Source organism: Arthrobacter sp. cf158 (assembly GCF_900106835.1).
Taxonomy (GTDB): Bacteria; Actinomycetota; Actinomycetes; order Actinomycetales; family Micrococcaceae; genus Arthrobacter.
In genome coordinates this window covers 229,648-241,764 of the sequence record NZ_FNNR01000004.1, presented here as the reverse complement: position 1 = coordinate 241,764, position 12,117 = coordinate 229,648, and the positions used below count along the sequence as shown (strand labels likewise).

Below are 12,117 nucleotides of genomic sequence, written 5' to 3'. Positions count from 1 at the left end.
CCACCGGCGTCGTAGGGGTTAGCGCCGGTCCATCCCGGCCGGCTCGTCAAAGGAGCTAGACATGAAGAAACGATTCAGTTTTGGATTCGGTGCGTTGGTCCTGACGGCCGCGTTGGCGGGGTGTGGCGGAAGTCCGGGCACCACCACTACGTCCACTCCGGCTGCTTCCTCCGCGGCACCCTCTTCCGCTTCAGCCACGGCCTCCAGCACCGCAGCTGCTTCCGGCGCCGACATGATGATTGCGCCCTCCAGTGCAGGTCAGATCGTGGTGGACAGCGAAGGCATGAGCCTCTACTTCTTCACCAAGGACGTCAAGGACTCGGGAACCAGCGCGTGCACGGAAGCCTGCCTGGCAGCATGGCCAATTTTCACCACGACGTCGGAGGCCCCCACGGTTGAAGGCGTCACCGGAACAGTGGGAACCATCGCGTCACCTGACGGGAAGAAGCACGTCACGCTCAACGGCATGCCCCTCTATTACTACGCCAAGGACAAGGCCCCGGGCGACGTCACAGGCCAAGGCGTGGGCGGTGTTTGGTACTTGGTCAGCCCGGCCGGGGAGATGATCAAGTAGGTTCGCACCCGGGGCTCCTGACGGGCTCCGCCGAGGTCGCGGGAAGCCTGCCAGATCGCCGCAAGTTTCCCCGCGGCCACGCAGGCTTCCCGCGAACTCGCGATCCAACCCATCACCTGAATGCCCGCAGGATGCGCTCCTTGAAAGCGCGTTCGTGGAATAGGTCCTTCCACTCGACCCGAATGAACCGCCAGCCTTCCTCCACGAGAGCCTTCTCCCGCCGTCGTTCTTGAAAGACAACCTCGTCCGTTGGTTTGAAGTCGAAGTATTTGGTGCGTCCGTCGAACTCCAAGGCCAGCTTTTCCTCTTCCCAGGCGAAATCCATTCGATGACGACCCAGCCTGGACTGGACCTCAAACTGTGGCTGTGGGGGTTTGATATGCAGCCTCTGGATGAGTTCGCGCGTCAGGGTCTCCCCGGCAGACTCGGACCGCGGATCCGCATTTTCCAAGACCTTTCGCAAGGTGCGGACACCTCGTTTCCCGGAAGAGACTGCTGCCAAGTCGCTGAGCGCGCTGATGTTGGCTCCCAACCGCAATCCGTGGTCCATGATCACCAGCGCTTTCGGATAACCAAGCATCCTGGCGCAGTCGAAGATGGTGCGCTCCAGCGTGGTGGCCCGCAGTCCTTCAACTTCAACCACATCGTCCTCACTGAAGTGTTCAGTGTGCCCACGAACATCCTTGCCCCAGCGGTCAGAGGATGGCTTGGCCCGGTCAAGGATATGAACCCTGTCATCCACGCCCCACAGGAAGAGACCGTGAAGCCGGGCCGCGGACAAGTGGCTGTAGACGAAACCACCTGTGGACGTTGTCAGGGTCCCGTGGGCATGCGCCACAATCCGCGCTTTGGCTTGCTTCCCGGGCCCAAGGGTGTTCCACATGCTGGCCCGGATGTAACAGCCATACCGCAACCGATGCAGCTCACCGACGCCCACTAACGCCTTGATTCCCCGACTGTTCAGACCGAACCGGAGTAATTCGTCGGTTCTCCAGAGGTACTCTTGCGCCGGAAGCAAGCGGGCTGCCCGGAGCATTGTTTCGCTTGATGTTGGATCCATCCGTTCAGCATGGCAACGGCCGGAGAGGTGCAGGAGGGCCGAATCGGCCTATGTGGAGAAGCACCGCGCCCATGCCGCGGGAACGCTGCGAGTACGCCGAAGTTTTGCGCACGCCTTGGCAGGCTTCCCACGAAGTCGGGGACAACCGGAGCGGCCCGGCTACGATCGAGGTATGGGCGAGACTTCTGACTCCAAGGCCGCCAAGACGTGGCAAACCATGGTGGACAGCAACCAGGCGTTGCTTCTGCGTAAGTCCGGCCACGACGTCCACTGGTGGGCTGAAGCGGGCCGCGCCCAGGGCCTGAAGAACGACGCCGAGCTCCGGGACTGGATGCGCGACCAGCACGGCATCACGGGCTACGCGCAATACGCGGTCTCGTGGGAGATGTTCGGTTACCCCGATTTCATGCTCCGTGACGCCGATGAACTCATCGATGGCCAGTACGCCAAGCACCCCGCGCTCCGCCCTGTCGCTGACGCTCTGCTGGCTTGGTCCGCGGAGACCGACGGCGTCGAGATCCAGATGCGCAAGGGGTATGTGTCGCTTCACAGCCCTCGGAGGAAGTTCGCCCAAGTCACCCGGACGAACAACACCACCGTTGATGTCGCCCTGCGTTTGGACGCTCCGGCCGGAGGAAGACTGGAAGCCGTGAAGGTACGCGAGGGAGACTTCTTCGACCGCCGGGTGCGGCTGAAATCAATCGACGACGTCGACGACCAGTTACTCGGGTACCTCGCCGAGGCGCTGGACCAGAACCGCTAGACTTGCAGGCTACTCAGTGGGGAGAGAAAAATGCCGGAACAGCAAAAGAGCACTACGAAGAATCCGCCAAGCCTGCGGTTCCTTGCCATCCAAGAAGTGGCATGGGCTTTGGGAGTAGTGGCCATGATTCTTTACGCGTTCGGCCACGGTACTGATTGGGTGTGGATTGGCCTGCTGGCATTGTGGCAAGCATCAATCATTTGGGGCTTCATCAAGTTCCGGCAGGCCAGAGCAAGCTAGCGCGTCGAAATCGCCGGAAACGTGCCGAGGTCGCGGGAACACAACGGCGAATTCGCAGCGTTCCCGCGGTCTCGGAGGCGGCACACTCGCACCGGCGACCCCGGCGACGAAGAAACCGGCCTTATCGCCGCGCACTCCCATACAACTCCCGCACCAGATGCTCGATGTCCGGCTCGTGCAGAGACAGATCGGCTACCTCGGCGGTGCTGGAGATGGCAGCAAGAACAGTGGCTGCCGAGAGTTTGCTGGGATCGAAGGAAACGCTGTGCCGGATTCCCTCCGCCTCGATGCCCTGATGCACCGCGCCGTCAGGCAGTGACAACAGATCAGCCGAATGCACGGGGGCGGTGAGGTCAACCACCATGGTGCGCACGGCTCCGGCGACGTCAGCCAATCCGGTGAGCGGGCCGTCGTAGGCGATGGCGCCGTCGTCGACTACCAGGACGCGTTGGCACAAACGCTGGATGTCGCTCATGTCGTGGGTGGTGAGCAGCAGCGTGGTGCCGTTCTCCCGGCGCTCCGCATCCAGGAACTGCCGCAGTTTCTCCTTGCTGATCATGTCCAGGCCGATGGTCGGTTCGTCCAGAATGATAAGGTCCGGCCGGTGCAACAGGGCAGCGGCCACCTCGCCGCGCATACGCTGCCCCAGCGAGAGCTGCCGGACGGGCGTGGTGAGGAACTCCCCCAAATCCATCTGCTCGGCGAGTTCCTGGAACCGTGGCTTCCAATCGGCTTCAGGCATGCGGTGCATGGCACCCAGGATTGGGTAGGAGTCCTGCAGGGGCAGGTCCCACCACAGCTGGGAGCGCTGCCCGAACACGACGCCGATCTTCCGGGCCAGCGCTTTACGCTGCGGCACAGGGTTGAAACCGCAAACGCTCACCCGTCCCGAGCTTGGCACCAGGACACCGGTCAGCATCTTGATGGTGGTGGATTTGCCGGCACCGTTGGCTCCGATGTAGCCCACGGCCTCCCCCGGTTCCACGCTGAAGTCAATCCCCCGGACTGCATGAACGGTCTTTTTGCGTCGGCGGAACCTTCCCGCGGGCTCCATGACCTGGAACTCCCGGCTCAGTTCTTCCACTTCAATGATGGGCATATCAGCCTCCTGCGCCGGTGTACTTTTTGATGGCTGCCCGCCAGAGGAGCAGCATGAGTCCGCTGAGGACGACGGCGGCCGGCAGCCCCAACCATCCTGTCCAAGCAGGGATTCCGGCCGGTCCGTCGAGGCCGAGAATGACAAGGCTGGGTGCGTAGGCCACGAGCGTTGCGGGGATGACGAACGTGAAAAAAACTTGGATGGGGAAGAACAGCGCCGCTCCGGGCATGGAGGCAACATACCGTCCCCCGTAGGTGAACGCATTGGCGAACTGCCTTCCGTCGAGGATCCAGAATTGCATTGCTCCGGCTCCGAGGAAGAGAGCACAGAAGATGGCCGCGCCAGCCAGCGGGGTGATCAGGGCGAGCAGTAGTTTGGCTGGATCCCACGTGATGTCGGCGAAGAGTAAGGCCGCGGCCAAGGCTGCCAGCGCGAAGATCAAACGGCCCACGCGTCTCAGTTGAAAGTCGGAGGTAGCTAGTTGGAGCAGCACGGGAAGGGGCCTCACCAGGAGCACCTCCAGCTTCCCGGACCTGATGGTCTCGGACATGGAGTCGGTCTCCCCCAGGAGCAGGTCACCCAGGGCGAAGGCAACGGACGCGAGCCCGAACACCAGAAGGGTCTGAGCAAAGGTCATGCCGCCGAACGAGGAGACGTTATGGACGATCGCGTAGAGCTCAACAAACTCCGTGAGTCCCAGGAGGATCTGGCCCGCGACGTCGGAAAGGAAGCTGCCCCGGTAGGCGAGCTGCGAGCGCAATCTTGCCGAGATCAACAACTTGAGGAGCACCAGGTTGGTGACCGGGGCGTGAGGATCGCGGCCTGCACCAGAACGGATTGCACGGGAGTTAGCCACCTTGCACCACCAACCGCCGCGAACCGAACCGGACCATCATCTGCACAACGATCAGCAGCACGGCCAGCCACAGAAGTTGAATGCCAACCATCGCCAGGCTCTCGCCGCCGACGGTCCTTCCCGCAAGAATGTCCACGGGGGTCTGAAGCATCGAAGGAAACGGGGTGGCCCGTGCGAATTCGAGCAGCCACCCCGGGAACCACGTCACGGGGACCAGGAACCCGGACAATAGGTTCATCACCACCATGTACAGCATCCAGAAGCCCCGGATTTCGAGCACCCAGAAAGACAAAAGGTTGATGGCGAAGAAGCCCAAAAAGTTCAAGGAAACAGCAGCCAGGATCGACACGAATCCCAGCAAGTACGGTTCAGGACTACCCGGCATCGACAGGCCCGTCACCAAGGCACCGACAATGAGTGGCGGCAGGCCTCGCGGAAGGACGTCGAAAGCGGCACGGCCCAGGTCCTGCGCCCAATAGGACGCCGTCAGGTTCACGGACCGGGAAAGATCGACGGCGATGTCCCCCGACTTCACCCGATTGGCCAACTCAGCGGTCCCGAAGAGCCCCAAAGGTGCCAGCAGTGCCTGTCCCAGCCACACATAAGTGGCCGCCTCCATGGCCGAGTATCCCCCGATGGCGCCACCCGCCGTCGTAATAGCGCTTAGCAGCAGCGACGCCCGGATGAGTCCGAAGACGGAGTTGGTGAAGGCACCGGCGACGGCGGCAGTGCGGTACGTGGAATGGCGGCGGAATGATGACTTGGCCAGTTCCCAATACGCACGCACCGGTCGAGTCTACTCACGGGCTTCGACCAATTCGCCGGAAACGTGCCGAGGTCGCGGGAACACAACGGCGAATTCGCAGCGTTCCCGCGGTCTCGGCGTGCGGCACAAGGCTTAGGCGTCGGCGAATTCCTCGGATTCTTCGAACTCAACCGCCGCGATGATTTCCTTGGTCTCCGGGTGGATCATGAAGGCTTCCTCGTCGTCTTCGATCATGAGGTAGTCGCCGTGGTCGGTGGAGAAGTGCCAGGCGAGGGTCTTCACGCCGTCGTGCTCGTAGTTGGGATCGCCCATGGTGATCTTCTGCAGGGTGTAGCCGGCCACATCGCAGAGTTCGCGGATGATGACCTCGAACTCGGGTGCGTTGGCGAGGGCTTCTTCTTCGGCTTCGGCTTGGCGCTCGGAGAGGTCCGGAATCTGCGCGACGCGCTCAGCGATGTGCGCTTCGATGTCCTCATCGGAGAGAACAAGCAGCCCTGCCTGATCGCGAAGGTAAGCGGCGTTGAGGTCAATGATGTCCTCCTCTTCCAGGAGGGCCTCGAACCCGCCGTCCAACTCGTCCAGGACAACAACGGCAGCAAGGGGCGCCTCGGACTCGTCCAACTCGCCGTCGAGGTAGGCCTCGGCTTCGTCGTCGCTCAACGCGTCAAAGGCAGCTGCGGTGCGGTTGAACAGATCAAAGTGGCGGACGGCGCCCATTCCCTGAAGCCCTGCCCGCACAAAAGCGTCCACTTCTTCACGCTCCGGTGCGGTGAAAACGTACTGGGCAAAGCCGCCAGCCAACGCCTGAGTCAGGTAGAAATCCACAAAGTAACTGCTGAGGGCAGCGGGTGCGATTTCGTCGCTGTTGAGGAGCTCCTGGTACATCTGGTTCACCACGTTGACGTTGGAATCCACAACATCCGCATTGCCTGCTTCGAAGCTGCTCTTGTTCAGGACGACGGGGTACTGGTTGGTAGTCATGGGAAATCCTCACTGCTGAAAGCTGATGGTGCTCCGGACACTTTCAACGTACGCGTGGGAGCGGCGCAGCAATCGAGGTAGAGGTTAACGGAGGGCGAAGTTTGGGAGCCGTTTTCTGCTGACTAAGATTGAGCAGATAACCTCCTGCCGAAAGTAGCCCGACGCATGCCGTCCCACACAGACGAAACCTGGGAACTGGCCATTCAGACTCCAGCCATTAACGACCGCTCCTTGGCGGCCGGATTGGCCTATGCCATGGGCAGCCGCGTGAGCGGGATTTCCTTCGATTCGGCTACCGGCCTCCTGATGGGCAAGGTCCGCGGAACAGGTCCGCAGCCGTATTCGACGTCGGCAAAACTTGTCCGCAAGTCCAGCGGGTGGAGCTGCACGGTGGGCATTTGCAGCTGCCCGGTCCGGAAAGACTGCAAGCACGTGGCCGCTCTGCTCTTCACCGCCGAAGACCACCCCACTATCCGGGCACAGCTCCTGTCGCAGGCTCCGGGAATCCAAACCTCGCGCCTTGGCTCCATGGAGCAGGGCGGCTCAGCCAGGCCGGCCTGGGAACAAGCCCTCAACAGGCTGATCGCGAAGCCCGGCACAGCGCCCACCACTGCCGGCATCCCGCTCGCGCTTCAATTTGAGGTGGAAGAGCCCGCTGCCCACTTCTCCTACACAGGCCGCCGCGATCCCATGCGCAGTGTCCGCCAGCTCAAAGCGCGCCCGGTCATGATGGGCGCCAAGGGCAAATGGATCCGCGGCGATGTGTCCTGGAACAACCTCAGCTACGTCAGCTTCCGGCGCGAATTCAACGAGGTCCACGTCGAATGGCTTCAGACTTTCCTGGCCGCGCACGGTTCCAGCAACGGACGACAACAACCGTCCGGCGCCATGTGGCTGAGCCTGAACGATTTCGCAGCCAAGAACCTCTGGACCCTGCTTTCCGATGCCACCAAGGCGGGCATTCCGCTCATCCATTCGGCTGGGAGTGAGCCGGTCCACGTAGAGACCCAACCCGCCGTCGTCGGACTGAGTTTGGCGCGGCTGGACGCGAACGGAACCGAAGACACAACGCCCGACGGCGGCCTGCAGCTTGCGCCGTCAGTCACCGTGGGCGGGGAGCCGGTTGATGCCGGAACTGTGGGCTTCCTGGGCAAACCCGCCAACGGAATCTTCTTCACGCATTCAGGGGAAACCCTGCCCGGCGTGCCGCAACAGAAGAACCTGATCACTCTTGCGCCGATCGAGGGCGGCGTCAGCGATGAGCTCCTGGAGTTCGTCATGGACGGCCAAACGCTTCAAATTCCCGCGGAGGACGAGAGCCGCTTCCTGACGTCGTTCTACCCCAAGCTGCGGCAGTCCACGCCCGTTCAAGCGGCCGATAAGTCCGTGGAGTTGCCCACGTTGGCAGTCCCCACGCTGTCCTTGTTGGCCAATTACGGCAACGACCACAAGGTCCGTCTGCACTGGGAATGGCACTACAAATCCGGCACCCTGGTCACAGCCCAGCCCCTGTGGCGGCACCCCGATGACCGCGGCTACCGCGACGACGCCGAGGAAGCCCGGATCCTGGAGTCGCTGGGGAGGCCGTGGGACGTGGTGCCCGCCCTCGCCGAATCGGCCACCGGCGGCTGGGGTGCGCCCCGGATAGCTGCCACCGCCGAACTCGGCGGCCTGGACACCCTCGCGTTCACCGAAGAGGTGCTTCCGGCACTCAGGGAACTGCCCGACGTCGTGGTGGAAACCTCCGGTGACATCGCCGATTACCGCGAGGCCGCCGAAGCTCCCGTAGTGTCCATCTCCACGAAGGAAACGGCCAGCGGCGACTGGTTCGACCTCGGAATTGTCATCACGCTCGAAGGCGAACCTGTTTCCTTCGCCGCCGTGTTCTCCGCGCTAGCCGCCGGAATGAGCCGCATGCTGCTACCCAGCGGCGCCTACTTCTCGCTGGATCTTCCCGAACTTCATCAGCTGCGCGCGCTGATCGACGAAGCGCGGTCCCTGCAGGACAACCCGGACAACAAGGACGGCACCCTGCAGATCAGCCGCTTCCAGGCCGGGCTCTGGGACGAGCTGGCGCAGCTGGGGATCGTTGACGAACAGGCCGCAGCGTGGCGCGAGGCCGTGGGCGGACTGCTCGACGACGGCGTGACCGGACTGCCGCTTCCGGCCAGCCTTAACGCTGAGCTGCGTCCGTACCAGCTGGAGGGTTTCAATTGGCTCAGCTTCCTGTACAAGCACAGCCTTGGAGGCGTGCTGGCTGACGACATGGGCTTGGGTAAGACCGTCCAGGCCATTGCGCTGATGTGTGCGGCCAAGGACCTGGCAGCGGAGACTGCCGCTGCCGCACAGGGTGCCTCGGCGGATGTGGCGCCCCGGGCTCCTTTCCTGGTGGTTGCTCCCACCAGCGTGGTGAGCAACTGGGCTTTGGAAGCTCAGCGCTTCGCTCCGGGCCTGGTGGTGCGGACCGTCGGTGAAACCTTCGCCAAGAGCGGCCTGTCGCCGGTGGACGCGTTGGCGGGTGCCGACGTCGTTATTACCTCCTATGCCCTGTTCCGCATTGACTACGATTCCTACGCCTCCTTCCAATGGGCCGGGCTGATGCTGGACGAGGCGCAGTTCGTGAAGAACCACCAGTCCAAGGCGTACCAGTGCGCGCGAAAGCTGCCGGCGCGATTCAAGCTCGCCATTACGGGCACGCCGCTGGAGAACAACCTCATGGAGTTCTGGGCACTCACGTCGATCGTGGCACCCGGGCTGTTCCCGAGCCCCAAACGGTTCGCCGAGAACTACCAAAAGCCTGTTGAGAAGAATGGTGACTCGGCGCAGCTGGGCAAGCTCCGGCGTCGTGTGCGTCCTCTCATGATGCGCCGCACCAAAGAGCAGGTCATCAAGGACCTGCCGCCCAAGCAGGAGCAGATCCTGGAAGTGGTGCTGAACCCGCGGCACCAGAAGGTTTACCAGACGCACCTGCAGCGCGAACGGCAGAAAATCCTGGGCCTGATCGACGACGCAAACAAGAACCGGTTCACGATCTTCCAGTCGCTGACCTTGCTGCGCCAGCTGAGTTTGGATGCGTCGCTGGTGGATTCGTCGCTGTCAGGAGTTCGTTCCTCCAAGCTGGACGTGTTGTTCGAACAACTGGAAGACCTGATCTCCGAGGGTCACCGCGCCCTGATCTTCAGCCAGTTCACCGGCTTCCTGGGCAAGGTCCGGGAGCGCCTGGATGCCGAGGGCGTGGAGTACTGCTACCTCGATGGCAGCACCCGGAACCGCGGCGATGTAGTCAGCGAATTCAAGAACGGTGCTGCACCCGTGTTCCTGATTTCGCTGAAGGCCGGTGGGTTTGGGCTCAACCTGACCGAGGCAGATTACGTGTTCCTGCTGGATCCCTGGTGGAACCCGGCGTCCGAAGCCCAAGCCGTGGACCGCACGCACCGCATCGGGCAGGCCAGGAACGTGATGGTCTACCGGCTGGTGGCCAAGGACACCATCGAAGAGAAGGTCATGGCGTTGAAGGCCAAGAAGTCCCAGTTGTTCGCAGATGTGATGGAAGGCGACGCGTTGGCCGGTGGTTCGTTGACGGCGGATGACCTGGCGGCGCTGTTCGCGGAGTAGGCGGCCCGACACAACGTCTGGCCTCTGGCGCGCCGCCGTCGCCCGCTCCGCCGTCGCCGTCGCCCGTTCAGTCGTCCAGCCGTACTCCGCGCAGCAGGAGCATCGTGCCGCCGACGGCAACCGCGGACGCCAGGAAGACACCCGCAGCACCTAGCCCTACCGCAACAACGCCGATAGCGCTGGGCAGGACCACTTGCCCCACCCTGTTGCCGGCGAGCCGCAAGGCCAGCGCGCGCCCGCGTTGCCCTTCCGGCGCCTGGGCTGAGAGCCAGGACATGGTGAGTGGCTGGCCGATTCCCAGCCCCAGGCCGAGGAACGCCATGACGACGAAGAGCAGCCACACGGGCATCGGAATGGCGGCGATGGCCAGGGTAACGGTGGAGATGGCGAGGCTCAGTACCAGCAGGCGCATTCGCCCCAGCCTGCGGGACACGCTGCCGAGCCCGAGCCTGGACACCATGGAGAACACTGCGCGGACCGTCAGCAGGAGGCCAACTGTTGCCGCAGTGAGGCCGCGTTCGGCGCCGAGGGCCGGCAGGTAGACCACCGTCAGATCAACCACCGCCAGCACCGTGGCACTCGTAGCCAGTGCACGGACCACGCCTGGAGTTCTCAGTAGTGACACGGCGCCGCCCTTGGGTCTGCCGGCCGCGCTGGCTTTGCTCCTGCGGCTGCTTACCCGGCCCGACATCACAAAGGTGGTCAGGAAGAGGACCAGGCTCATCGCCGTCGCGAGCAGGAAGATCGCCTCAGTATTTGGCCGAACGGATGCACCACCCACCAAGGAAATCGCCAACGGTCCCAGGGCCTGTCCCAGCGACGCAGCAAACGTCAGATACCCGAACGCCGAGTCCAGCCGCGACGACGCCGCGTTGTTGGCCACCACAGCCTGCTGCCCCACCACGCACGCCAGCTGCCCTGCTCCGAGCAGCGCCGTCCCGGCCACCAGGGCAGGGACTGACGTCCCCCAGAAGAGCAGGAAGGCAGAACAACCCAGCACGACGGCGGCCCCGATCGCCATGAGCCGACGCTCGCCCAGGCGGTCCACCAGTCCGCCGATGGGCAGTGCGAGCAGCAACGGGAAGACTGCGTAGCTGGCAGCGAGAAGGCCGAGCGCGAAGCCGGGGACGTCAAGTTCCAGGGCGCGGTACGTTGTAGCTGGCCGGACCAGGAAGGTCACTGCCTGGATCAGTGCCGAGTGGATCAGAAGCGCAGTGGACGAACGCCGTCCGAGTTCGCCAATCATTCGACAACGAGGCCGGTATTGGAGATGACCCGCAGGGTTTCATCCCGGGCGCCGATGACGTGGTCAAAGGCGATCTTGGCTGCCTTGTCCGGATCCTTGGAGACGATGGCTTCGACCAAGAGCCGGTGGTTGGCCAACGCTTCATCACGCCGTTCGGGAGCATTGTTGGTGAAGTAGCGGTAGCGCTCCACCTGGCTGGCAATCTGCTCATGGAATCGCTGGGCCCAGGAGTTTCCGGCGATCCTGGCGATGGCGGCGTGCAGGGCGACGCCGTACTTCATGGCTTCGTCGGCAAACTCCACCATCGCAGCGTTGCGGGCTACGATCCCACGGAGTTCTTCGAGATCTGCCGCGGTTGCCTTGGCGCATGCTTCCCGGGCCATCAGCGACTCCAGTGCGGCACGGACGTCGTACAGCTCCGAAATGACCTTTTCATCGAGCACCGGCACCAGTACTCCCCCGGTGGGTTGCTGCTCAAGCAGGCTCTCCGAAATCAACCGGCGGATCGCCTCGCGGAGCGGCGTGCGGCTGACCTGGAGTGCAGTGGCCATGGCGGGTTCGTAGATGCGCTCACCCGGTTTGAGTTCAAGGTTAAGGATCTGGCGTTTCAGCTCGCCGTAGACCAGGTGTGCCCCTGTGTTCCGTGGTTGTGGATCTGCCATGCCTACCGCCCGCTTGCTCACATTACGTGTACTTGTATACATCTATACACTAACGGCAATGGGGTCACTGAGAGCCCACAAAGACCCCCTGGACGGGTCCTAAGTGTTGCTTTGCGGGAAGGACCGCTTCGGATCAATCCCGATCGACCATGTTCGAGTGCCTTGTGACGCCCTCTCCGCCCTCATAGTCTCGGCTTGCCCGGCATCCCCGGAAGCCCGTGCACCATCACCCCGAACCCCGAACCCCGAACCCCG

Annotated in this window: 11 protein-coding genes; 4 read left to right on the top strand and 7 right to left on the bottom strand. The window is 63.1% G+C overall.

The features are described from left to right. Positions 1-61 precede the first annotated feature (61 nt). Entirely contained in the window at positions 62-574 is a 513-nt protein-coding gene (locus BLW08_RS09930; protein WP_091324799.1) for a COG4315 family predicted lipoprotein, read from the top strand. Between the two features lie 112 nt (positions 575-686). Here the strand turns inward: BLW08_RS09930 and BLW08_RS09925 are convergent, their stop codons facing one another. Next, complete coding sequence (locus BLW08_RS09925) at positions 687-1,634, bottom strand: type IV toxin-antitoxin system AbiEi family antitoxin domain-containing protein (RefSeq protein WP_091324797.1); 948 nt, start codon at positions 1,632-1,634, stop codon at positions 687-689. A 172-nt stretch (positions 1,635-1,806) separates the two neighbouring features. Between BLW08_RS09925 and BLW08_RS09920 the strand changes: the two genes are divergently transcribed. Further along, the gene (locus tag BLW08_RS09920) at positions 1,807-2,397 is read left to right on the top strand and encodes a DUF5655 domain-containing protein (RefSeq protein ID WP_254779808.1); all 591 of its coding nucleotides are present in this window, start codon (positions 1,807-1,809) and stop codon (positions 2,395-2,397) included. A gap of 30 nt (positions 2,398-2,427) precedes the next feature. Further along, the gene (locus BLW08_RS09915; RefSeq protein WP_090823096.1) at positions 2,428-2,637 is read left to right on the top strand and encodes a hypothetical protein; all 210 of its coding nucleotides are present in this window, start codon (positions 2,428-2,430) and stop codon (positions 2,635-2,637) included. A 121-nt stretch (positions 2,638-2,758) separates the two neighbouring features. On the opposite strand, the gene BLW08_RS09910 is transcribed toward BLW08_RS09915, so the two are convergent. The 4 genes from BLW08_RS09910 to BLW08_RS09895 form a co-directional block, all read right to left on the bottom strand. Beyond that, positions 2,759-3,736 carry an ABC transporter ATP-binding protein gene (locus BLW08_RS09910; protein ID WP_091324795.1) on the bottom strand — a complete coding sequence of 326 codons (978 nt, stop codon included), beginning with the start codon at positions 3,734-3,736 and terminating at the stop codon, positions 2,759-2,761. A 1-nt stretch (position 3,737) separates the two neighbouring features. Continuing rightward, positions 3,738-4,592, bottom strand: coding sequence for an ABC transporter permease (locus BLW08_RS09905; RefSeq protein WP_254779807.1), 855 nt, complete (start codon positions 4,590-4,592; stop codon positions 3,738-3,740). Beyond that, the gene (locus BLW08_RS09900) at positions 4,585-5,379 is read right to left on the bottom strand and encodes an ABC transporter permease (protein WP_091324793.1); all 795 of its coding nucleotides are present in this window, start codon (positions 5,377-5,379) and stop codon (positions 4,585-4,587) included. Before BLW08_RS09900 ends, BLW08_RS09905 begins: the two co-directional genes overlap by 8 nt. Before the next feature lie 111 nt (positions 5,380-5,490). Further along, on the bottom strand, positions 5,491-6,339 hold the full coding sequence (locus BLW08_RS09895) for a DMP19 family protein (RefSeq protein ID WP_091324792.1): 849 nt from the start codon (positions 6,337-6,339) through the stop codon (positions 5,491-5,493). Positions 6,340-6,504: 165 nt separating this feature from the next. Between BLW08_RS09895 and BLW08_RS09890 the strand changes: the two genes are divergently transcribed. Then, positions 6,505-9,954 carry a DEAD/DEAH box helicase gene (locus BLW08_RS09890; RefSeq protein ID WP_091324790.1) on the top strand — a complete coding sequence of 1,150 codons (3,450 nt, stop codon included), beginning with the start codon at positions 6,505-6,507 and terminating at the stop codon, positions 9,952-9,954. A gap of 67 nt (positions 9,955-10,021) precedes the next feature. Here the strand turns inward: BLW08_RS09890 and BLW08_RS09885 are convergent, their stop codons facing one another. Both BLW08_RS09885 and BLW08_RS09880 read right to left on the bottom strand, forming a co-directional pair. Then, positions 10,022-11,200, bottom strand: coding sequence for an MFS transporter (locus BLW08_RS09885; protein ID WP_091324789.1), 1,179 nt, complete (start codon positions 11,198-11,200; stop codon positions 10,022-10,024). Then, positions 11,197-11,862, bottom strand: coding sequence for a GntR family transcriptional regulator (locus BLW08_RS09880; protein ID WP_090823088.1), 666 nt, complete (start codon positions 11,860-11,862; stop codon positions 11,197-11,199). Before BLW08_RS09880 ends, BLW08_RS09885 begins: the two co-directional genes overlap by 4 nt. Positions 11,863-12,117: the final 255 nt, after the last annotated feature.